This is a genomic window from Kitasatospora sp. NPDC052896, assembly GCF_044547075.1.
Taxonomy (GTDB): Bacteria; Actinomycetota; Actinomycetes; order Streptomycetales; family Streptomycetaceae; genus Kitasatospora.
In genome coordinates this window covers 263,876-285,730 of sequence record NZ_JBITZU010000005.1, presented here as the reverse complement: position 1 = coordinate 285,730, position 21,855 = coordinate 263,876, and the positions used below count along the sequence as shown (strand labels likewise).

The 21,855-nt window shown below is 74.3% G+C and carries 20 protein-coding genes and 2 pseudogenes; 8 read left to right on the top strand and 14 right to left on the bottom strand.

Annotated elements, in window-relative coordinates; genetic code table 11:
* Positions 1–99: 99 nt before the first annotated feature.
* The 5 genes and pseudogenes from ACIGXM_RS13965 to ACIGXM_RS13945 all read left to right on the top strand — a co-directional run.
* A pseudogene (locus tag ACIGXM_RS13965) lies at positions 100–369 on the top strand (TldD/PmbA family protein); the annotation flags it as partial.
* A complete protein-coding gene (locus ACIGXM_RS13960) occupies positions 369–1,793 on the top strand; it encodes a metallopeptidase TldD-related protein (protein WP_396560361.1) in 1,425 nt (474 codons plus the stop codon). The pseudogene ACIGXM_RS13965 and the gene ACIGXM_RS13960, both read left to right, overlap by 1 nt.
* A gap of 15 nt (positions 1,794–1,808) precedes the next feature.
* Positions 1,809–2,342: pseudogene (locus ACIGXM_RS13955) on the top strand (RNA 2'-phosphotransferase); the annotation flags it as partial.
* Positions 2,343–2,464: 122 nt separating this feature from the next.
* A complete protein-coding gene (locus ACIGXM_RS13950; RefSeq protein WP_396560359.1) occupies positions 2,465–2,833 on the top strand; it encodes a DUF3099 domain-containing protein in 369 nt (122 codons plus the stop codon).
* 303 nt (positions 2,834–3,136) lie between these two features.
* Positions 3,137–3,388 carry a hypothetical protein gene (locus ACIGXM_RS13945; protein WP_396560357.1) on the top strand — a complete coding sequence of 84 codons (252 nt, stop codon included), beginning with the start codon at positions 3,137–3,139 and terminating at the stop codon, positions 3,386–3,388.
* A gap of 13 nt (positions 3,389–3,401) precedes the next feature.
* Here ACIGXM_RS13945 and moaA read toward each other — a convergent pair whose 3' ends face one another.
* Positions 3,402–4,391, bottom strand: a complete 990-nt coding sequence (moaA, locus tag ACIGXM_RS13940; protein ID WP_396560711.1) for a GTP 3',8-cyclase MoaA — start codon at positions 4,389–4,391, stop codon at positions 3,402–3,404.
* Positions 4,392–4,747: 356 nt separating this feature from the next.
* Entirely contained in the window at positions 4,748–5,791 is a 1,044-nt protein-coding gene (locus tag ACIGXM_RS13935; protein WP_396560355.1) for a zinc-dependent alcohol dehydrogenase family protein, read from the bottom strand.
* A gap of 178 nt (positions 5,792–5,969) precedes the next feature.
* Here ACIGXM_RS13935 and ACIGXM_RS13930 point away from each other — a divergent pair, with 178 nt between their 5' ends.
* Complete coding sequence (locus ACIGXM_RS13930) at positions 5,970–6,974, top strand: DEDDh family exonuclease (RefSeq protein ID WP_396560353.1); 1,005 nt, start codon at positions 5,970–5,972, stop codon at positions 6,972–6,974.
* 85 nt (positions 6,975–7,059) lie between these two features.
* Entirely contained in the window at positions 7,060–7,833 is a 774-nt protein-coding gene (locus tag ACIGXM_RS13925; protein WP_396560351.1) for an SDR family oxidoreductase, read from the top strand.
* Positions 7,834–8,015: 182 nt separating this feature from the next.
* Here ACIGXM_RS13925 and ACIGXM_RS13920 read toward each other — a convergent pair whose 3' ends face one another.
* The 6 genes from ACIGXM_RS13920 to ACIGXM_RS13895 all read right to left on the bottom strand — a co-directional run bounded on the left by ACIGXM_RS13920 (position 8,016) and on the right by ACIGXM_RS13895 (position 13,354).
* Complete coding sequence (locus ACIGXM_RS13920; protein ID WP_396560349.1) at positions 8,016–8,162, bottom strand: hypothetical protein; 147 nt, start codon at positions 8,160–8,162, stop codon at positions 8,016–8,018.
* Positions 8,163–8,222: 60 nt separating this feature from the next.
* The gene (locus ACIGXM_RS13915; protein WP_396560347.1) at positions 8,223–8,696 is read right to left on the bottom strand and encodes an Asp23/Gls24 family envelope stress response protein; all 474 of its coding nucleotides are present in this window, start codon (positions 8,694–8,696) and stop codon (positions 8,223–8,225) included.
* Between the two features lie 148 nt (positions 8,697–8,844).
* Positions 8,845–9,654, bottom strand: a complete 810-nt coding sequence (locus ACIGXM_RS13910) for an enoyl-CoA hydratase/isomerase family protein (RefSeq protein ID WP_396560345.1) — start codon at positions 9,652–9,654, stop codon at positions 8,845–8,847.
* Positions 9,655–9,904: 250 nt separating this feature from the next.
* Entirely contained in the window at positions 9,905–10,138 is a 234-nt protein-coding gene (locus ACIGXM_RS13905; protein WP_396560343.1) for a helix-turn-helix domain-containing protein, read from the bottom strand.
* 389 nt (positions 10,139–10,527) lie between these two features.
* Positions 10,528–12,126 (bottom strand): ABC-F family ATP-binding cassette domain-containing protein, encoded by a 1,599-nt coding sequence (locus ACIGXM_RS13900; protein WP_396560341.1) that lies wholly within the window; start codon positions 12,124–12,126, stop codon positions 10,528–10,530.
* A 274-nt stretch (positions 12,127–12,400) separates the two neighbouring features.
* Positions 12,401–13,354 (bottom strand): hypothetical protein, encoded by a 954-nt coding sequence (locus ACIGXM_RS13895; protein WP_396560339.1) that lies wholly within the window; start codon positions 13,352–13,354, stop codon positions 12,401–12,403.
* A 277-nt stretch (positions 13,355–13,631) separates the two neighbouring features.
* Between ACIGXM_RS13895 and ACIGXM_RS13890 the strand changes: the two genes are divergently transcribed.
* A complete protein-coding gene (locus tag ACIGXM_RS13890; RefSeq protein ID WP_396560337.1) occupies positions 13,632–15,014 on the top strand; it encodes a glycoside hydrolase family 26 protein in 1,383 nt (460 codons plus the stop codon).
* Here ACIGXM_RS13890 and ACIGXM_RS13885 read toward each other — a convergent pair.
* Genes ACIGXM_RS13885 through ACIGXM_RS13860 form a run of 6 tightly spaced genes read right to left on the bottom strand, consistent with a single transcriptional unit; the run spans position 14,995 to position 21,854 of the window.
* The gene (locus tag ACIGXM_RS13885) at positions 14,995–16,167 is read right to left on the bottom strand and encodes a GNAT family N-acetyltransferase (RefSeq protein ID WP_396560335.1); all 1,173 of its coding nucleotides are present in this window, start codon (positions 16,165–16,167) and stop codon (positions 14,995–14,997) included. The two genes, ACIGXM_RS13890 and ACIGXM_RS13885, sit on opposite strands and share 20 nt — an antisense overlap.
* Entirely contained in the window at positions 16,164–16,880 is a 717-nt protein-coding gene (locus ACIGXM_RS13880) for a YveK family protein (protein WP_396560333.1), read from the bottom strand. Before ACIGXM_RS13880 ends, ACIGXM_RS13885 begins: the two co-directional genes overlap by 4 nt.
* Position 16,881: 1 nt before the next feature.
* Entirely contained in the window at positions 16,882–18,024 is a 1,143-nt protein-coding gene (locus ACIGXM_RS13875) for a glycosyltransferase (protein ID WP_396560331.1), read from the bottom strand.
* Complete coding sequence (locus ACIGXM_RS13870; protein WP_396560329.1) at positions 18,021–18,815, bottom strand: polysaccharide deacetylase family protein; 795 nt, start codon at positions 18,813–18,815, stop codon at positions 18,021–18,023. Before ACIGXM_RS13870 ends, ACIGXM_RS13875 begins: the two co-directional genes overlap by 4 nt.
* Complete coding sequence (locus tag ACIGXM_RS13865) at positions 18,805–20,544, bottom strand: lipid II flippase MurJ (RefSeq protein WP_396560327.1); 1,740 nt, start codon at positions 20,542–20,544, stop codon at positions 18,805–18,807. Before ACIGXM_RS13865 ends, ACIGXM_RS13870 begins: the two co-directional genes overlap by 11 nt.
* The gene (locus ACIGXM_RS13860) at positions 20,541–21,854 is read right to left on the bottom strand and encodes an O-antigen ligase family protein (protein ID WP_396560325.1); all 1,314 of its coding nucleotides are present in this window, start codon (positions 21,852–21,854) and stop codon (positions 20,541–20,543) included. The genes ACIGXM_RS13865 and ACIGXM_RS13860 overlap by 4 nt, the downstream gene beginning before the upstream one ends.
* Position 21,855 lies beyond the last annotated feature (1 nt).

Here is a 21,855-nt window from a genome sequence, read left to right as displayed (position 1 = left end):
CCGGTATGTACCGGTATGTACCTGCGAAGTGGTCTACCGCGCATACCGGCGCTGACCTGGCACTTTGTCAGGAGTGGTACTGTCCGGGCGTTCTGGTCGTACAACTTCCAGTTCACCGGCCAACGCGCCTACGCCATCCGCGACGGCCGACTGGCCGGCCAGGTCAAGGACTTCGCCTACCAGGCGACCACCACCGACTTCTGGGGCTCGATGACCGCGGTCGGCGGCCCGCAGACCTATCTGCTCGGCGGCGCGTTCAACTGCGGCAAGGCGCAGCCGGGTCAGGTCGCGGCGGTCAGCCACGGCTGCCCGGCCGCGCTGTTCCAGGGGATCAAGGTGCTCAACACGCAGCAGGAGGCGGGTCGTTGATGTCCGACACCGGAACCGGCGGGAACGCCCCACACGAACTCGTCGAGCGCGCACTGGAGCTGTCCCGGGCGGACGGCTGCGTGGTGCTCGTCGACGAGGAGACCACCGCCAACCTGCGCTGGGCGGCCCCCGACCAGAGGCCGGGGGGCGCGCTGACCACGAACGGCGCCACCCGGGGCCGCCGGCTCACCGTGATCGCCGTGGTGGACGGCGCCGAGGGCGCCGCCTCCGGCGTGGTGGCCCGCGAGGCGGTCACCGCGGCCGACCTGGCGGAGCTGGTCCGGGCCGCCGAGGCCGCCGCCCGCGCGGCCGGCCCGGCCGAGGACGCCCAGCCGCTGGTCCAGGGCGGCCGGCCGTCCACCGACTTCACCGCGCCACCGGCCGAGACCTCGATCGAGGTGTTCCGCGACCTCGCCCCCGAGTTGGGCGCCGCCTTCGCCAAGGCCCGGGCGGCCGGCGAGGCGCTGTACGGCTTCGCCCGGCACGAGCTGGTCTCCACCTACCTCGGCAGCTCCACCGGCCTGCGGCTGCGGCACGACCAGCCGACCGGCATGATCGAGCTCAACGCCAAGGGCGACGGCGGCTCCGCCTGGACCGGCGCGGCCACCCGCGACTTCCGCGACATCGACCTGGGCGAGCTGGGCGCCCGGCTGAGCGAGCGACTGCGCTGGGGCCGGCGCCGGATCGAACTGCCCGCCGGCCGCTACGAGACGCTGCTGCCGCCCACCGCGGTGGCCGACCTGATGGTCAGCCTGAGCTGGTCGATGGGCGCGCGGGACGCCGCCGAGGGCCGGACCGCGTTCAGCCGGCCGGGCGGGGCGACCAAGCTGGGCGAGCGGCTCTCCCGGCTGCCGCTGACCCTCCGCTCGGACCCCGGCGCCCCCGGGCTGGGCACCGCGCCCTTCGTGCTGGCCCACTCCTCCGGCGCCGACCTGTCGGTCTTCGACAACGGCCTGCCGGTGACGGCCACCGACTGGATCCGGGACGGCGAGCTGACCAACCTGGTGAGCACCCGGCACTCGGCCGGCCTGACCGGCCTGCCGGTCCGTCCGATCGCCGACAACCTGCTGCTGGAGACCGCCGACCAGGCCGCCGCGCCCACCCTGGAGGAGATGGTCGCCCGCACCGAGCGCGGGCTGCTGCTCACCTGCCTCTGGTACATCCGCGAGGTGGATCCGGCCACCATGCTGCTCACCGGCCTGACCCGGGACGGCGTCTACCTGGTCGAGGACGGCCAGGTGGTCGGCGAGGTCAACAACTTCCGCTTCAACGAGTCCCCGCTCGACCTGCTGAGCCGGATCACCGAGGTCGGCCGGACCGAGCGCTGCCTGCCCCGCGAGTGGAGCGACTGGTTCACCCGAGCCGCGATGCCGCCGGTCCGCGTCCCGGACTTCAACATGAGCTCGGTCAGCCAGGCGTCCTGAGGAGAGGTCCGCGGAGTGGACGAGAAGCGCACGGTCAAGACCTCGAAGCTGCTCTCCCGGGTGCTGCGGCACGACCCGGGGGCGGTGGGCATCACGCTGGACGAGGCCGGCTGGGTCGAGGTGGACACCCTGCTCGCCGCCTTCGCCCGGCGCGGCACCCGGCTGACCCGCGAGCAGCTGGACCACGTGGTGGCGACGAACGACAAGCAACGCTTCGGCTACTCCGCGGACGGCCGGCGGATCCGCGCCAACCAGGGCCACTCGATCGAGGTCGACCTGGGGTTGGCCGCCGCCGAGCCACCGGCGGTGCTGTACCACGGCACCGCGCAGGGCTCGCTCGCGGCGATCTTCCACGAGGGCCTGCGACCGATGGGCCGTCAGGACGTCCACCTGTCCGCCGATCCGGGGACCGCGCTCCGGGTCGGCGCCCGGCACGGCCGGCCGGTGGTGCTGCGGGTGGACGCCGCCGCGCTGGCCGCGGCCGGCCACCGGTTCCGGGTCAGCGCGAACGGTGTCTGGCTCACCGACCGGGTCCCGCCGGCCTTTCTGACCCGGGACCGAGGCGGGTCGGCCGGCACCCGGTCTCGTTTGCCGGAGTTGTCCGGCGTACCGTGGGGGAACCGGGCGGAATCGGTGTCGCGCGGGTGGTTGTCGAAGGCGGCGGGTGACGAGTGAGCAGAAACACGGACGGCGGCCGGGTGTTCCGGATCACCGGGGCTCGGACCAGCCTGACCGAGGACGTGCGGGGGAGACAGCGCCGCTACGTCATCTCGATGCTGATCCGCACGGCCTGCGTGCTGCTCGCGGTGGTGCTGTGGAACGTGCAACGGTACGTGGCCTTCGGCGCGCTGGCCGCCGGCGTGCTGCTGCCGTACTTCGCGGTGATCATCGCCAACGCGGGCCGGGAGAAGGCCCCGGGCCTGCCGAGCACCTTCGACGTGCCGGCCGACACCCCGCTGATGCTCGGCCCGGGTGGCACCGGGGGCGGCGGGCGGGTGGACAGTCCCGCGAGACCCGAGGGTCACTCCAGCGCAAGTTGACTCTCCGTACTCGGGGGAATGGTGAGCCCGACTTGAGTTTCACCGGAATCAGCGCCCTGTTTGTCCACTTCTATTGACATTTACTGGGCCAAAACCTCAAGCGATCCTCAAATAAATCTTGGCAGGCCTAGCCAAGCCCCCATGCCTTCGTGACATACTGCGTACGCGCTCCGCATCCCCCGTCGGAGCGACGGACCGACGCCGGGCGGCTCCCCCCGTGGCTGCCCGGCGTCGTCATGTCCGCGACGGGATCGTCACGGTCGGCTCGTCCGCGGCGGGAACCGGGGTGAGAGACTGACGATCATGAGCATCGACTTCTTCGGCGGCGCGGCGGACGGCCCGGCCGGACCCCCCAAGTGCTCGGCCAAGGGCTGCCGGAACGCCGCCGCCTGGGTGCTGGCCTGGAACAACCCCAAGCTGCACACCCCCGAGCGCCGCAAGACCTGGCTGGCCTGCGAGGAGCACCGCGAGTCGCTCTCGCAGTTCCTCGGCGTCCGGGGCTTCCTCAAGGAGGTCGTGGCGCTGGCCGACTGGACCGACCCCGAGCAGGGCTGAGGCCTCCTCGGCGTCAGCCGCCGATCGCCGACATCGGGCGCTCGGGCTGGAGGAACTCCGGGTTGTCTATCCCCGCCCCCGCCTTCTTGCCCCACATCGCCGCCCGCCAGAGCGCACCCAGCTCGGCGTCCGAGGCGCCCGCCCGCAGCGCGCCGCGCAGGTCCGTCTCCTCCCGCGCGAAGAGGCAGTTGCGGACCTGACCGTCGGCGGTCAGCCGGGTGCGGTCGCAGTCCCGGCAGAACGGCCGGGTCACCGAGGCGATCACGCCGACCCGCTGCGGACCGCCGTCGACCAGCCAGCGCTCGGCCGGCGCCGCGCCGCGCGCCGCCGCGGGCTCGGGGGTCAGCGTGAACCGGGCGGAGAGCCGCTCCAGGATCTCCTCGGCGGTGATCATCCCCGAGCGGGTCCAACCGTGCTGGGCGTCCAGCGGCATCTGCTCGATGAAGCGCAGCTCGTACCCGTGCTCCAGGCTCCAGGCGAGCAGGTCGGCGGCCTCGTGGTCGTTGAGCCCGCGCATCAGCACGGCGTTGAGCTTCACCGGGGTCAGCCCGGCGGCCTCGGCGGCGGCCAGGCCGGCCAGCACGTCGGGCAGCCGGCGGCGCCGGCTCAGCCTGAAGAAGGTCTCCGGGTCCAGGGTGTCCAGCGAGACGTTGACCCGGTCCAGCCCGGCCTCCCGCAGCGCGTCGGCCGTCCTGGCCAGCCCGATGCCGTTGGTGGTGATCGACAGCTCGGGGCGCGGCTCCAGCTCGGCACAGGCCCGCACGATGCCCACCACCCCGGGCCGCAGCAACGGCTCACCGCCGGTGAAGCGCACCTCGCGCACGCCCAGGTCACGCACCGCCAGACCGACCAGCCGGACGATCTCCTCGTCGGTCAGCAGGTCGGTCTTGCCCAGCCACTGCATGCCCTCCTCCGGCATGCAGTAGGTACAGCGCAGGTTGCACCGGTCGGTGAGGGAGACCCGCAGGTCAACCGCCCGACGACCGAAGGTGTCGAGAAGCACGGTGCGCACCCCCCTTCCGGAGTCGGCATGGCCCGGTCCGCCGGTGCGACGGGCCGGGCCAGCTTATCCGGAGCGTCGGACGGCGCCCGTGGGCCGTCCGACCGATGGGATCCGGTGGACTCCGGGCCCGGTGCGGGATCGGACTTCCAGTTCAGCGTACTTCTCCGGATCGGCGGCCCCGGCCGAGGGCGCCGGAGCGCGATCGGCCGGCCACCCACCGCACTCGAACACCTGCGGCCCGGCCGGCACGCGAACGCCCGGGCGGAACCGGCCGAGCACCGTCACCGGGCACGCCCCTCGGGGCCGACCGGGTGACGTCACCAACGGGCGCCGCCCTCCCGAATTCTGACTCGAGGTCAGAAGGCGATCCGGACCTTCAGCGCCGTGCGGTCGTCCATCGCGCGGTAGCCGTCCGGAACGCCGTCCAGGTCGACCGTGCGGTCGAAGACCAGGCCGGGGTCGATGGTCCCGTTGAGCACGTCGGCGAGCAGCTCGGGGATGTAGGCGCGGGCCGGGGCGACGCCGCCGCCGAGCGAGATGTTCCGGCCGAACATCTGGCCGATGTCCACGCCCGCGCTGCCACCGTGCGGCACCCCCACGTAGCCGACCCCGCCGCCGTCCCGGGTGATCGAGATCGCGGTCCGCATCGACTCCTCGGTGCCCACCGCCTCCAGCACGGCGTGCGCGCCCTGCCCGCCGGTCAGCTCGCGGACCGCCTCGATCGCCGCCTCGCCGCGCTCGGCCACCACGTCGGTGGCGCCGAACTTGCGGGCCAGGTCGGTGCGGGCCTGGTGGCGACCGAGGGCGATGATCCGGCCGGCGCCCAGCCGGCGGGCCGCCAGCACGCCGCACAACCCGACCGCGCCGTCGCCGACCACCGCGACCGTGCCACCCTGCCGGACCCCGGCGGACACCGCCGCGTGGTGGCCGGTGGCCATCACGTCGGAGAGCGCGAGCAGGTGGGGCAGCAGGGCCTGGTCGGTCGCCGCGTCCTTCGGCAGCCGGACCAGCGTGCCGTCCGCGAACGGCACCCGGACCGCCTCGCCCTGGCCGCCGTCCGAGCCCACGCTGCCCCAGAACCCGCCGTGCGGGCAGGAGGTCTGCAGGCCCTCGCGACAGAAGTCACAGACGCCGTCCGACCAGACGAACGGCGCGACCACGAAGTCGCCCGGCTTGACGTCGGAGACCTCGGAGCCGACCGCCTCGACGAAGCCCAGGAACTCGTGGCCGATCCGCTGGCCGGGCTCGCGCTCGGCGACGCCGCGGAAGGCCCACAGGTCGCTGCCACAGATGCAGGCGTTGACCACCCGGACCACGGCGTCGGTGGGCTGCTGGATCACGGGGTCGGGGACCTCTTCGATCCGGATGTCATTGGGGCCGTGGATCACGGTGGCGCGCATGGCGGATGCCTCTCACGGAGAGCTCGGGATTGAACGGAACTGAATACTCCGCTCATATGACCACCCTGCTGGCCACTCTATTCCCGTCCAGTCCCACCCGACGGTTGAGCGGGCTCGCCCGCCCGCCCGCTCCCAGGCCGCACGGCGACCCCCGCGCCGACCCTTAAGCTGGTGCACCATGCATCCGCTCCAGCCCTCGCTCGGCCCGATCCCCCCGCAGCGCACCGGTGCACCCGAAACCCCCACGGGTTACGCGGTGGTCGACGTCGAGACCACCGGACTGGGCCGCACCGACCGGGTCATCTCGGCCGGTGTCTACCGGCTGGACGCCCAGGGCGAGGTGCTCGATCACTGGTACACCCTGGTCAACCCGCTGCGCGACCCCGGCCCGGTCTGGATCCACGGCCTCACCGGCGCGATGCTGGCCGACGCGCCCACCTTCCCGGAGATCGCCGACGAGCTGAGCGCCCGGCTGACCGGCCGGGTGATGGTGGCCCACAACGCGCTCTTCGACTGGAACATGATCTCCCGTGAGTACTCCCGCGCCGGGCTGCGGGCACCGGTCGACCAGCGGCTCTGCACCATGGTGCTCTCCCGGGACCTCGGGCTGCCGCTGCCCAACGGCAAGCTCTCCACCCTCGCCGAGTACTTCGGGGTCCGCCAGCGCAACGCGCACAACGCCCTGGACGACGCGCGGGTGCTGGCCGAGGCGTTCCGTCCGAGCCTGCGACTGGCGCTCAGCGGCGGCATCCCGCTCCCGCTGACCAACTGCGTCGCGGTGACCGACCTGGGCGAGGACACCCCCGGCAGCGGTGACCAGTCCCCGGCGCGCGGCTCCTGGAGCTCCGCCGCGTCCTCCTCCTACCGGCCCAGCCGCAAGCGCCCGCCGTGCCCCTACCCCAACCCCGGCCGCTGGCGGCCGGGCGGTCCGCTGGTCCAGGGCATGCGGGTGGCGATCACCGGCGACACCGCGACCGACCGTGAACTGCTGGAGGACCGCGCGATCGCCGCCGGGCTGCACATCGCCTCCTCGGTGAGCCGGCTCACCAGCCTGCTGGTCACCAACGAGCCCGGCAGTTGGAGCGGCAAGGCCCGCAAGGCCCGCGAGGTCGGCACCCCGATGATCGGCGAGGACGCCTTCCTGCAACTCCTCGCCGACGTCGCCCCCCACCCGGGCGGCTAGCGACCCCACCTCCCACCGGGCGTGCGCGTCGTGCCAACCGGCCCTGAGCTCCCCCCTCCCGCCTCGCTACGGCAGGATTGCGCCCATGGATCTCGGACTTCAGGACAGGGTTTACGTGGTCACCGGGGGAACCCGGGGGCTGGGCTTCGCCGCGGCCCGCGAGTTGGTGGCCGACGGCGCGCGGGTACTGCTGACCGGCCGCGAGCCCGCGGCGGTGGACGCCGCCGTCGAGGCCCTCAGCACCACCGGCGAGGGCAACGGCGCGGTAGCGGGTCTGGTCGCCGACAACGCCGACCCGCAGACCGCCGAGCGGCTGGTCACCACCGCCGTCGAGCGCTTCGGCCGGCTGGACGGCGTGCTGATCAGCGTCGGCGGGCCCGCCGCCGGCCCGGTGGTCTCGGCCACCGACGAGGCCTGGCGGACCGCCTTCGAGTCCGTCTTCCTGGGCGCGCTGCGGATCGCCCGGACGGCGGCCGGGACGCTCGGCACGGGCGGGGTGATCGGCTTCGTGCTCTCCACCTCGGTCTACGAGCCGATCAACGGGCTCGGCATCTCCAACGGCCTGCGCCCGGGCCTGGCGATGGCCGCCAAGTCGCTCGCCAACGAACTCGGCCCGCGCGGCATCCGGGTGCTCGGCCTGCTGCCCGCCCGGATCGACACCGACCGGGTGCGCGAGCTGGATGCCATGAGCAGCGACCCGGCCGCCGCCCGCGAGCGTGCCACCACGGGCATCCCGCTGGGCCGCTACGGGACCCCGGAGGAGTTCGGCAAGGTGGCCGCCTTCGCGCTCTCCCCGGCCGCCTCCTACCTCACCGGCCTGATGCTCCCGGTCGACGGCGGTGCCCTGCACGCCCTGTAGCGCCTCCCCGCGCCGGCGGGGACGCCCGAGCCGCGCGCCCACCCGCGCCCGACCACCAGAACCGCTCGGACGGCCGGCCCCGGCCCCGGCCCCGCCGCCCTTCCGGCCCGGCGGAGCCAGGAGCCGGGGCCGCACGACACACCCCGCCCCGCAGCGCCCCACCCCTCACACCACCCGTGGCCTCACACCACCCGTGGCCGCGCCTCCCCGCACGGCTCCCCCTCCGGCACGGCCGGCGGGTGCGCGACGCGGATCCGCAGGTCCAACGCCACCAGGTCGGCCGGGAACGGCAGGTCCACCCCCACCCGCACCCGGGCCACCCCGTCCACCACCACGACCGTGGCCCGCGGCGCCTTCCCGGCCCCGACGGGCCAGCGGGACGGCGGGGACTACTGGACGCGGGCGCGGCGCTCGGTGGGGGGCTGCTCGTCCTCGTCGTCGTCCTGCTCGTAGGGCAGGTGCACGTCGTCGACCGCGATGTTCACCTCGACGACCTCCAGACCGGTCATCCGCTCCACCGCGCCGATGATGTCGCGGCGGACGACGGCGGCCACCTCGGGGATGACCACGCCGTACTCGACGACCAGCGCGATGTCGATCGCCGCCTGCTTCTCCCCGACCTCGGCCTTGACCCCTTGGGAGACGCCGGGGCGGCCGCCGGGGCCCCGGTCCGGCACCACGCCGAAGGTCCGGGCCAGCCCGGAGCCCAGCGCGTGGATCCCGCTCACCTCGCGGGCGGCCATGCCGGCGATCTTCTCCACCACACCGTCGGCCAGCACCGTGCGGCCGGGTCCCCCGGTGGCCGGGCCGGTGTGCGCGGCCGCGTGCTTGTCGAGGTCGGACGGCTTGGGAGCGTCGGGCATGAGGGTGCCTCCTCGGTCAGCAAGGTTCAGCCATACCGCGATCTGCACCAACTCTGACATTCCGCCACGAAGCCCGCCCGTGGAGCGCGACGACCCCAACGGCGCGGGCCCGGCTCCACCGGAGCCGGGCCCGCGAGCGCGCTCTCGGTCAGTCCCCGATGCCCGCCAGGTCGCGCAGCCGGCGGGCCTGGGCAGCCCGCTCGGCCCTCCGCTGCTCGTCGTAGGTGCGGTCGCCGGCGCCCCGCAGCAGCGCCTTGGTCTCGATCACCGCGTTGCGCGGCGCGGCGAGCAGTGCGGCGGCGAGGTCCCGGGCGGCGGCGTCGAGCTCGCCGTTCGGCACCGCGAGGTTGGCCAGCCCACTGGCGACCGCCTCGGCGGCGCCGACCCAGCGGCCGGTGGCACAGATCTCCAGCGCCCGGCCGTAACCGACCAGATCGGTCAGCGGCTTGGTGCCGGCCAGGTCGGGGACCAGGCCGAGCGAGGTCTCGCGCATCGAGAACTGGGCGTCCTCGGCGCAGACCCGGAGGTCACAGGCGAGGGCCAGCTGGAAGCCGGCGCCCACCGCGTGCCCCTGGACCGCGGCGATGGTGATCACGTCCGGCCGGCGCCACCAGGTGAAGGCCTCCTGGAAGGTGGCGATCGCCGCGTCCAGCTCGTCGTCCGCACTGGCGGCCAGCGCGGCGAAGCCCAGCTCGCCGGGGATCCCCTCGGGGTTGAACATGGCCCGGTCCAGGCCGGCCGAGAAGGAGACCCCTTCGGCCCGGAGCAGCACCACCCGCACGGTGCCGGGCAGCTCGCGACCGACCGCGGCGAGCGCCCGCCACATGGCGGGGGTCTGGGCGTTGCGACGGTTCGGGTGACAGAGCGTCACCGTGGCGAGTTCACCCTCGACCTCCAGCCGGACGCCGACCTCCTCCCAGGAGTCGGGGGGGAGGGGGGTGGAGACGGGCGCGGTCATGGGCACCTCCGGCGATGGTCCGGGCAGGCCCCAGTGCGCTGCCCACGGCTTCTACCGGAGAGTAACTTATTGCCCGGTGGCTGGGAATCGCCCCCCGCCCGGACATGACGATCGGCGGCCGGACGGATACCTGGACCGGTCGCCGATGCGCCTGAAGCTGCCGATGGACCCTCGGGACCTGATGGTGCTGCTCAGCCCGCCGACCGGGGGTCTGCCCGTCGGCTCGGTCCCGAGTGGATCTGACGAACCGTCAGGAACCGGCTGCCGCAGCAGCCTTGGCCTTGCCACGCGTAGCGCCACCGCGACCCCGGAGGTTCACCCCGGACTCGCTCAGCATGCGGTGCACGAAGCCGTACGAGCGGCCGGTCTCCTCCGCCAGCGCGCGAATGCTCGCCCCGGAGTCGTACTTCCTCTTCAACTCGGCCGCGAGCTTCTCACGCGCGGCACCAGTCACCCGGCTGCCCTTTTTCAGAGTCTCGGCCACCCGTGCCTCCTCGTAGCTGTGCTCGGTCAGATTCCCATGATCACCCATCCCCAGCGTCCTGGCCACCCATTCGACAAGGTCCGTCGCAGGAATCCGGCGGCAACCGGAGGAATCCCGAGCGCAGCAGAGCGCTCACCCTGGGTGTGCGCGCCCCCGGGAAAATCCACCCGCCGGGACGAAAGAGCTGATCAGCAGGGTCGGGCGGACCGCCGGACGAGGACGGTGGAGCTAAAACGGAATCCCTGACCCCCGCATTCCCGGACACGCCGGGAAGATGAGAATTCCTCGGCCGGATGCAGGAGCGCGTGTCTACGACAAACGAGCGCCCGTGACCGGCGAGCGGTCACGGGCGGAGAGAAGCGGAGGGAGGACCCGACCCGGCGGTCGACTCAGGCGAGCGAGACCAGGTCGTGGTAGGCCGGGCTCCACAGGTCCTCGACACCGTCCGGCAGCAGGATGATCCGCTCCGGCTGGAGCGCGTCCACCGCGCCCTCGTCGTGGGTGACCAGCACCACCGCGCCGGTGAAGGAGCGCAGCGCGCCGAGGATCTCCTCGCGGCTGGCCGGGTCGAGGTTGTTGGTGGGCTCGTCGAGCAGCAGCACGTTGGCGCTGGAGACCACCAGTGAGGCCAGCGCCAGCCGGGTCTTCTCCCCGCCGGAGAGCACGCCGGCCGGCTTGTCCACGTCGTCGCCGGAGAACAGGAACGAGCCGAGGATCTTGCGGATCTGCACCAGGTCGGTGTCCGGCGCCGAGGACCGCATGTTCTCCAGCACGGTCCGCTCGGGGTCGAGCGTCTCGTGCTCCTGGGCGTAGTAGCCGATCTTCAGGCCGTGGCCCGGGATGACCTCGCCGGTGTCCGGCTGCTCGACGCCGGCCAGCATCCGCAGCAGGGTGGTCTTGCCGGCGCCGTTGAGACCGAGCACGACCACCCGCGAGCCGCGGTCGATCGCCAGGTCGACGCCCGCGAAGATCTCCAGCGAGCCGTAGGACTTGGACAGGTCGCTGGCGGTCAGCGGGGTCTTGCCGCACGGCGCCGGGTCGGGGAAGCGCAGCTTGGCGACCTTGTCGGAGGCACGGACCTGCTCCAGGCCGGAGAGCAGCTTCTCGGCCCGGCGGGCCATGTTCTGCGCGGCGACCGTCTTGGTCGCCTTGGCGCGCATCTTGTCGGCCTGCGCGTTGAGGGTGGCGGCCTTCTTCTCGGCGTTGGCCCGCTCGCGCTTGCGGCGCTTCTCGTCGTCCTCGCGCTGCTGCTGGTACTGCTTCCAGCCCATGTTGTAGATGTCGATGCAGGAGCGGTTGGCGTCCAGGTAGAAGACCTTGTTGACGACCGTCTCGACCAGTTCGACGTCGTGCGAGATGACGATGAAGCCGCCCTTGTAGGTCTTCAGGAAGTCCCGCAGCCAGGCGATCGAGTCGGCGTCGAGGTGGTTGGTGGGCTCGTCGAGCAGCAGCACGTCGGAGTCCGAGAAGAGGATCCGGGCCAGCTCGACGCGGCGCCGCTGACCGCCGGAGAGGGTGTGCAGCTCCTGGCCGAGGATCCGGTCCGGCAGGCCGAGCGCGGCGGCGATGGTGGCGGCCTCGGCCTCGGCGGCGTACCCGCCCTTGGTGAGGAACTCGGTCTCCAGGCGGGCGTACTTCTTCATCGCGTTGTCGCGGGTGGCGCCCTTGCCGTTGGCCATCCGGTCCTCGTTCTCGCGCATCTTCTTCAGCACGAGGTCGAGGCCGCGGGCGGAGAGGATCCGGTCGCGGGCCAGCACGTCCAGGTCGCCGGTGCGCGGGTCCTGCGGCAGGTAGCCGATCTCGCCGGAACGGGTGACCGTGCCGGCCGCCGGCAGGCCGTCACCGGCCAGCACCTTGGTCAGCGTGGTCTTGCCCGCGCCGTTGCGGCCGACCAGGCCGATCCGGTCGCCCGGGGCGACCCGGAAGCTGGCGGATTCGATGAGGATGCGGGCGCCGGCGCGCAGTTCGAGGGCGTTGGCCGAAATCATGGCTGGAAAGGGCTCCTGGGGCTGGCGGCCCGGGCCGCGCCGGTGGGCGGGGCGATGCGGGCACGGGGGTGCGGCGGGGGTCTGGGGCGTACTGGACGGCGTGACGGCGCACACCGGCCGGGCCCGAGGGGCGCGGACCGGGAGCTCGCCAGAGGCGCCGCTAATGCCCGGGGAGAACAGCCATGCGGGTCAGTCTACCGGGCCGCCCGAGCGGACCCGGAAGGATTTCTCCGGTCGCCCGCCGCCGCCCGTCGCCCACCGCCGCCGCGGACGGTCAGCGCCCGGCGCCCCCGGCCGCGGGCGCCGCGGCACCGGCCGGGCAGCCGCCGTCCGGCGGCAGCGCGGCGAACGGCTCGTTCGGGCTGCCGCACGGCGTCACGTCGATGCCCTGCTCGGTGTCGAAGATCCGGCTGCCCACCAGCGGACCGTCGTCGAGCAGCACCTGGTGCCCGTTCACCCGGCTCAGCTTCACCTGCGGCCCGGCCGCCAGCAGCCAGCCGTGGCCGTCGAGCTCGGAGCCGGAGACCCCGCCGGGCAGCGGGCGGCCGGTCGAGGTGGTGCCGGTGCAGGTGCGCGGCACGAGCACCGCGTTGTCGGTCGCGACGCTGCGCAGCGGGTCGAACTGGCAGCCCGACATCGGGCGGGCGTTGAACCGCAGGTCGCCGTCGCGGTCGCGGAAGCCCATGGTCAGGTCGGGGGTGAGCACCTCGACCCAGGGCTCGGGCAGCGTGGCGGTGCGCACCGCGGCGGCGGCCCGCTGCTGCTCCAGCCGGGTGCGCTGGGCGTCGGTGAGCTGGCCGGTGCCGGTCCCGTCGCTGCCGTGCTGCAGCCAGTCGGCCAGCCCGGGGACGGCCCGGTGCCAGCGCACCGAGTGGTCGCTCATCTGGACCGAGGTGACCATGCCGTCGTCCCAGACCACGATGGCGCTGCCACCCAGCACCGAGACGTTCAGCGCGGTGGCGCCGTCCCGCCGGTAGGACCAGAGCAGCTCGCCCGTGGTGGGGTCGTAGGCCTCCAGGCCGGGGCCGACCCGCAGGTCGGGCTGGGCGGTGCCGACCGCCTCCGCGCCCACCGGGCTGGCCTGCGCGTTACCCGGCACGGAGACCTGGTCGCCGAACGGAACCGGGCGGTTGGCGTGGGCGGCGGCACCCACGCCGAGCACCAGCAGCACGGCCAGGGCGGGCAGGGCCGACCGGGGGGTCAGAGTTCGAAACGGCTTCCAGGACACCTCGGGAGGGTACCTGGCCCACGCTCGGCCGTCAGCACAGCGGGGCCGCCCGTCCAGCCCGTGGGCGGATAACCAGACAATCGGCGGGGGCGCCGCGACCGAAAATCATTCCGCAGGCGAACAACTCTTGTCGTATTCGACCAGACCTACGGCAAATGTCCCCGTTGGAGTGACATTCGGCTTTTCTGGCGTCCGGCAGGCCGTACTGTCAGCCCTGCAGGCGTCCTTGCCCGGGTCCGCCTCGTCAAGCCCCGAGGGAAGCCCCGAGGAGAGAGACATGCGAATCGGCCGCCTGGCGCTGGCCGCCTCCGCGCTACTGCTGCTCACCACCGCCGGCGCCGCCGGCCTCTCCCAGCCCACCGCCGACCGGGTCCCGGCCAGTTCCTCGGGCCCCTCGGCCTTATCGGGCCCGTCGGACTCCTCGGAGGGCGCCACCTCCCCCGACGGCATCGCCCACCCACGCGGGGCCGCCCCGCGCCCGCCGGTCCGGCTGGCCCCGCACGAGGCGCCGTTCGGCGCCTTCGTCGGCTCCTGGGACACCTACATCCCGCAGATCGCCAGGCTCGCGACCTGGCTGAACGGCGCCAACCTCCAGGTCGGCCACACCTATCTGGCCGGGAACACCTGGGACGACGTCGAGGGCGACACCAAGGTGCTCGCCCTCTGGTCGCAGTGGCGAGTCACCGACCCGGCCCGGACCCTGGTGCTCAACGTGCCGATGCTGGTGCCCAACGAGGCGAACCTGCCGGACGACCAGGTCGCCCGGCTGCTCCAGCAGGGCGCCCGCGGCGACTTCGACCAGCACTTCCTCAAACTGGGCCGGAAGCTGGTCGCGCTCGGCGGCGGCGACACGGTGATCGTGCTCGGCTGGGAGATGAACGGCCTCACCTACACCTCGCGCTGCAAGCCCGACCCGGCCGCCTGGAAGGCCTACTGGCGGCGGGTCGTCGACGTGCTGCGCTCGGTGCCCGGGCAGCGGTTCCGCTTCGACTTCACCCCCAGCCGCGGCCTGGACGCGATCGCCTGGACCAGGTGCTACCCGGGCGACGACGTGGTCGACATCATCGGGACGGACAGCTACGACCAGCCGGCCGGTGCCACCTTCGACGACTACGTGCGCGAGCCCTACGGCCTGCAGGACCAGGTCGAGTTCGCGGCCCGGCGCGGCAAGCAGGTCTCCTACCCCGAGTGGGGGCTGTTCCGGAACGGCGACAACCCCGAGTTCGTGCGCCGGATGGTCGACTGGATGCGCACCCACGACACCGCCTACCAGACCCTCACCGACTACTGCCCGCACGGCTTCTGGGAGTGCCGCAGCAACCCGCGCAGCAGCGCGGTGTTCCGCGCGCTGATGGCGGGCTCCAGGGGCGTCGCGACGGCCAGCACGCCACCGCCCTGCCCGGGGAGCTCGCAGGGCCTGCGCCCGGTGCGGCCGGACGGCGGGGCCGGCTGCGCGGTGCCCCGGCCGCCCGCCGCGCCGAGCGCCCCACCGGTGCCGGGGGATCAGACCGGCCCCACGGCGGACGCGGTGCCGGTCCGGCCGCCCCGCCCGTCCCGGCCCGACCAGCCGGTCGGGCCGCCCGACCCGCCGGCACCGCCCGCGCCGCCCGAACTGTCGCTCGGGCCGGACGGCGTACCGCTCAGGCCCGACGGCCGCTGAACCACCGGCGGCCGTCCAGTAGCCCGCGCACCCGACGCACCGGGCCGCGCAGCCGCGGCGCGGCGGCGGCCCGCAGCCGCGCCAGGGTCAGTCGGAGGGTGAGTGCCGGCGCGAACCGGCGCGGCCCGAGCAGCAGCCGGTGGTTGTGCTCGCGCAGCGGGCGCCAGCGCTCCTTGTACGGCTCCTCACCGCGCAGCAGGCTTATCTCCGGGATGCCGGCCCGCACGGTGTCCGCCAGCGAGGTGCCGAAGAGCAGCCCCGCGATGTCCAGCCGCCCGCGCAGCTCCGGGTCCGTGCCGTAGAGGTAGAGGCCGGCGAAGGACGGGCAGCGCAGCAGCAGGTTGACCGCGACCAGCTCGCCGTCCAGGTGGTAGCGGTAGAGCACGGCGTCGCCGTGCTCCGCCAGGCCCGCGGTGGACTCGGTGAGGTGCGCGGCGAACCGGGCGCTGACGTGCTCCGGGGTGACCCGGCGGGACTCCCACTGCCGGGCGTGCAGCCGCAGCAGGTCGGCCACCGCCGCCGGGACCTCCTCGAGCGTCGCCCTTCGCGCCACCACGCCGAGCTGCGCCAGCTTGCGCTGCTTGGCCCGGCTGCGCTGCGCGGTGCGGCCCGGCAGCCGGTCCAGCAGCTCTTCCATCGACACGGCGGGCAGATGCTGGCAGAGCGAGTCGAGCAGCTGGTGCCGGCGGCCCCGCCAGTGCGCGTACACGAGATGGGCGCCCGAGCCGGGGCGCACCTCGCGCAGGTCGAGCGCGTGCCAGGGCCGGCGCAGCGGCAGCGCCTCGGCCAGCCGGGCCGCGGCCTCGGCGGCGCAGGAGTCGTCGACCAGCGCCTCGGTGAAGTCGGCCAGCTCGCCGCCGAGCGCGGTCAGTCCGCCCAGCCGGCCGCGCCGCAACGCGAGCCCGCCGACCAGCCGGCCGTCCCGGCGGACCAGGACCAGCCGCAGCGTGCCGGGGCGCCCGTAGTGGCGCCACCAGGAGCGCTGCCAGGCGGCGGCCTGGAACGGGGTGGCGGTGCGGCAGCGGGCGGCCAGCGCGTCCCACTCGGCGGCCAGCTCGGTCAACGCCTGGTCGTCGCGGCGGATCTCGCTGGTCCAGCGGGGGGCGGCCGGCACGGTGCCGACCGGGGCCGGAGCCGGGTGGGTGGTGGTCACCGGGGGCTCCCGGCCGCCGCGGGCTGCTCGACGGGCTTCGCGGTCTCGGCGGCGGCCCGCTCGACGGCGGCCCGCTCGACGGATGGTTGCTCGGCGGACGGTTGCTCGGCGGCGGGCGCCGGACCCGGCAGCGGCACGTCCTGCCCCGGCTCGCTCCGTCGCTTCGAGCGGGCCATCATCGCCAGCGCCCCGACCAGCACGCCCGCCGCCCCGCCGACCGCGACGTCCAGCGTGGGGCTCGGCGTGCTCGGCTGGTCCGGCTCGGCGGCGGCGGCCAGCGGGACCAGGCTGACCCCGGTCTGCTTGCTGCTCGCGTTGGCGAACGTCACCAGCGCCCCGGCCACCGCGTCGGCCGACCGGACCGCGTCCTGCGGCTGCCGGCCGGTGCCGTCGATCTCGATCACCGGCGCGTCCGGCGAGGTGGTGCCGTGCACCAGGTTCGCCAACTCGGTGCCGCTGCGCCCGGCCGCGGCCGCCGCGAGGTCCAGGACCTGCGGCTGCCCGGCCAACCGGCCGTACGCCTGGGCGAAGTTGACCGCGACCCCGGCCTCACCGGAGTTCTGCGGCACCACCACCACGTAGGAGTTGGCGGAGTAGGCCGGCGGCGCGAGCACGCCGTATCCGGCCCCGGCCACCACGCCGAACGGCACGGCGACCGCGACCGGCCCCCAGCGACGGGCCAACGAGCGTGCGTGGTTGCGCAGTTCGGACATCTCAGGACTCCCTCGGTCCGGCCGGAACGGGCCGTGCGCCGCGCCCCAACCGCTGGTACAGGTCGGCCAGTTCGGCGGCCGTGCGGGCAATGTCGTAGTGGGCCACAGCCGGTGGCGGCGACTGCTCCGGGCTGCGCCGGGGTACCGGGGCGGCCAGCGCGGCCAGGTACGAGGCGGGGTCGGAGGGCACCTTGCGGGCGTCGGGCGCGGCCTCGGTCGGCAGCTCGTCCAGCGCCGGGCAGGCGCTGTGGCGGACCGGTAGGCCGGCCGCCAACCCCTCCAGCACGGCCAGCCCGAAGGTCTCCTCCACCGAGGGCGCCGCCAGCACGTCCATCGCGGTCAACAGGTCGCGCACGTCGTCCCGTTCACCCGTGCAGAGCAGCCGGTCGGCGACCCCGAGCCGCCGGGCCCGCGCCTCCAGGGCGGCCCGCTCGGGCCCCTCCCCCACCAGCAGCAGCCGCGGATCGCGCTCGGGCGGGAGCCCGGCCAGCGCCTCGACCAGTACCGAGAACCGCTTGCCCGGCACCAGCCGCCCCACCGCGCCGACCACATAGGCCCGTTGGGGAAGTCCGAGCTCGCTCCGCACGGTCTGCCGGACGGCGGCCCGGGAGGCGGTGGGCAGCGCGTAGTGCGCGGCGTCGATGCCGTTCGGCAGCACCCGCACCCGTCCCGCCGGCACGCCCCAGTCGGCGAGCGTGGCGGCGACCTGCCCGGAGACCGCGATGGTGGTCGACCCGAGCCGTTCCGCCGCCAGGTAGAGCGCCCTGACCCCGGCGGTGACCGGGCGGCCCTCGATGGTCCCGGCGTGCAACGAGTGCTCGGTGGCCACCACCGCACCGACCCCGGCCAGCCGGGCCGCCAACCGGCCGTACAGCATGGCCCGGTAGAGGTGGGTGTGCACCACGTCGTAACCGCCGCGCCGGATCAGCCCGGTGAGCCGGGGCAGCACGGCGAGGTCACGGTTGCCGCGCATCGCCAGGTCGTACACGGTGAAACCCTCGGCGCGCAGCGCGGTGGCGACCGTGCCGGGGTTCGTCAGGGTGGCCACTTCGCAGTGGTGCCGCGGAAGGTGGCGAAGGGTCAGCAGGAGTTGGCGCTCCGCGCCGCCGGCCGCCAGGCCGGTGATGACGTGCAGCACCTTCACCGCGCCACCCCCCGGCCGCCGCGGCGCAGTTCGGCCACCACGTCACGCAGCCCCTGCCGGTGTCGCTTGGCCCGCAGCCGCCAGGCACCGTCCCGGTCGCCCACGTAGCAGCGCGGCAGCGCGTACCGGCCGGCCAGCGGGCCGTGCCCGATCGCCACCGCGTAGTCGTAGCCGGCCTCCTCGACGGCCCGCGCGGCCGGCTCGTCCACCGCGCCGTACGGGTAGCAGAAGCCACCCACCCGACTGCCCACCAGCCCCTCCAACACCCGGCGGCTGTCCCGTACTTCGCGCCGCAACTGCTGGGCCGGGACGCCCGGCAGCGACCGGTGGCTCAGTCCGTGCGAGCCGATCTCCCAACCGGCGCCCGCCAGTTCGCGTACCTGCTGGACGCTGAGCAGTTGCTTGCGCGGTCCTTCGGCGTCCCAGCCGTTCTCCCCGCCGAGCCGGTCGGTGACCAGGTACGCGGTGGCCGTGAAGCCGTAGGCGCGCAGCACCGGAACGACGTGCCCGGCCACGTCCGCGTAGCCGTCGTCGAAGGTCAGGCCGACCAGCCGGCCGCCCTGCCCGGCGGCCCGGGCGGCGAACAGGTCGCGGATGCTGACCCCGCGCCAGCCGCGGCTCGCCAGCCAGCGCATCTGGGCGGCGAACCGCTCGGGGCTGACGGTGAGCAGGTACGGATCCTCCTCCTCGTCCGCCACCGAGTGGTACATCAGGATCCACGGTGCTCCGCGGCGGGCCTGCCCCGCGGCCTGCCGTGGCAGACCCGCCCGGGAACCGGGATCAGTGGCCATCGGACAGCGCTCCTTCTTCCGGGATGTCACGGGGATCCGGCACCCGCGTGCCGGCCCGCCGGACCAGCCGCAGCGCCGACCGGACCGGGCCGCGCAGTTCGCGGGCGCCGAACAGGGTCCCCAGGGCGACGTAGCCGAACAGCACGGCCAGCCCACCGGCGGCGATCGAGAGCACCGGCACCGTACTGACCTCGGCCGCGACCGTGCCGACCGCCGCCGCACCGGCCGCCGCGGCCAGCAGCCGGGCCTGGCCGCCGAGCACCTGCGGCATCCGCAGCGCGATGCCGCGCAGCGACAGCCCGCGGAGCAGCAGCACGGCGGTGGTGCTGATGCCGGCCGCGTTGCCGGCCGCCAGGCCGAGCGCGCCGTAGTCGGGCATCGCCAGCCGGCCGACGGTGGTGGTGATCACCAGCCCGACCGCCATCACCGCCACCGGGTACCAGTCCAGCAGTCCGCCACCGGCGTGCTCCGGTCCCGGGTCGTCGGCCCGGCGGACGGCCGGCCGCATCGAGAAGAACGGCCGGACCATCACTCCGATCAGCGCCTGGGCCAGCAGGCCGAAGCTGTAGACCTGGATCACCTGGGCGGTGGCCCGGGTGTCCGCCGCGTCGAAGGCACCGCGCTGGAAGAGCAGCGCGACCACCGGGTGGGCGCAGGCGAACAGGAAGGCCATGCCCGCCAGGACCACCGCGGCGGCCTGACCGAGGTCCTTCTCGACCCGGTCGCGGGCGGTCTCCAGGTCCCCGGCCGCGAGCGCCCGGGCGACCAGCGGGAAGGTCACCGTGCAGATCAGGATGGCGGTGGTCATCGCCAGCTGGGAGACCTTGGCGGCGTAGTTCAGGTGCGAGATGGTGCCGGCCGGCAGATCCGAGCCCAGGTAGCGCTCGATGAAGACCTGGGACTGCCGGCTGAGCGTGAAGGCGGCCACCGGCAGCAGGGCCAGCGGGCTGAGCACCAGTCCGCGGGCCCGCGCCGGGCCGACGGACCGGGCCGGACGGCGGCCGGCCCGCAGCCGGGCGGTGAACGGTCCGACCAGTACCCCGGCCATCAGCAGGCTGCCGAAGGCCACCCCGAGCGCGGCGGCGCGCACCCCGAGCAGCGTGTGGCAGGCCGTCAGCACGGCCAGGATGCCCAGGTTGTAGGCCACGTAGATGCCGGCGGGCGCGGTGAAGCGGTGGTGCGCCCGCAGCGCGGCCCCCAGGTAGCCGGCCACCCCGAACGGCAGGATGGTGATCGCGGTGATCCGGGTGCAGGTGACGGCCAGCGTCGGGTCGGCCAGCCCGGGGGCCAGCGCGTGCACCACCTGCGGGGCCCAGAACGTGGTGGCCCCGGAGAGCGCGCAGAGCACCGCCAGCAGCCCGGGCAGCGTGGCCGCGGTCAGCTGCCCGACCGGGTCCGGACCGTCCGGCCGCTCCTCGCGGAGCACCAGGGCCAGGCTGAAGGCCGGGATCATCAGGAACGCCATGGCGTCCTCGATCATCAGCGGCGCGGCGGTCTCCGGCACGGTCCAGGCGACCAGGAAGGCGTCGGTGCCCTCGTCCGCGCCGAAGAACCGGGCCAGCAGCAGGTCACGGAGGAGTCCGAGCGCCGAGCCGGCCGCGCTGAGCACGGCGGTGACGCCGAAGGCCCGGGCCAGGAAGGACTCGGCGCGCGGTGCGGGCGTGCTGGCCGGGGCCGGTGATGGCGAGGGGGGTGGAGGTGGGACGGTGAGGCTCTGGCTGGGGGTCATCGCGTCCCGTCCACCTGGTCCGGCAACGCCCGCCGGGCGGCGATGCCGAGGATCACCGAGGTCAGCACCGTGGTGGTGCCGCCGATGTCCGCGTACAGGAAATCCACCAGGATCCAGCAGAGCAGCCCGACGGCGGCCAGGCCGTCCGGGCCCGGGCGGCGCAGGCAGCCGAGCAGCAGGGCGAGGAAGAGCCCGCCGTACGCGACGATGCCCACCAGGCCCTGTTCGCTGAGCACCAGGAAGTACATGTTGTGCGGGGAGAGCAGCGGCTCGCGCTCGAAGCCGATGGTGGCGTCGGCGGCGTCGCTGCCGGAGGAGAGCCGCAGCGGGGCGTGCGAGTCGCGCAGCTGCGGGAAGCTCTTCGGGCCGGCGCCGGTGACCGGGTGGTCGGCCCAGATCGACCGGGCGGTGGCCCACAGGTCGTAGCGGTCGCTCACCGAGTGGTCCTCGTTGCCACCGGAGACCGAGCCGATGCTGCCGAGCCGCTCGGCCACCCCGCCGCCACCCGCGCCCAGGCCGCCCACCAGCACCACCACGGCGGCCAGCGCCGGCACCACGCCGCGCAACAGCACCCGGACGTCGAACTTCAGCAGCAGCACGGTCACCGCCACCGCGGTGGCGATCCAGCTGCCCCGGCTGAAGGAGACCGCGAGCGGGACGAGCAGGAAGGCCGCGACGGCCAGCAGCGCCCCGCGCAGCCGGCGGTTCCCGCGCTCGGTGAGGGCCAGCGCCAGCGCCGCGATCAGGCCGAAACTGACCACCCCGGACATCGCCATGATGTCCAGCGCGCCGAAGGTGCCGACCGCCCGGATCGGCTCGCCGGCGTACGAGGCGCCGGTGCCGGTGAGGTACTGGTCGGTGCCGACCCCGCCCTCGACCAGCGCCGCGAGCACGAAGGCGCCGAGCACCAGCCGCAGGTCGGTGCGGTCGCGCAGGGCCGCCAGCACCGCCACCGGGACCAGCACGAAGACCTGCACCAGCCGGACGAAGCCGGTCAGGCTGGCGGACGGGTCGACGGAGGCCACCGTGGCCGCCGCGGCGGCGCAGACCACCGCCGCGAACAGCACGGCGGCCGGGCGGCTGATCCGCACCGTCCGGCCGCGCAGCAGGTCGAGGCCGGTGAGCGCGACCAGTCCCATCGAGGCCAGGTCGGCCGGGGCGACGTGGACGGCCGCCGTCACGTCCTCCTCGCCGGTCGGCACACAGACCAGCAGGACGGTGGCGGCGGCGAGCAGGCTGGGCCGGCTGAGCAGTGCCCGCCCGGGATGGCGTAAGGCGGTGGGGAGCGGCAGCGGGAGGGCCAGGGCCACG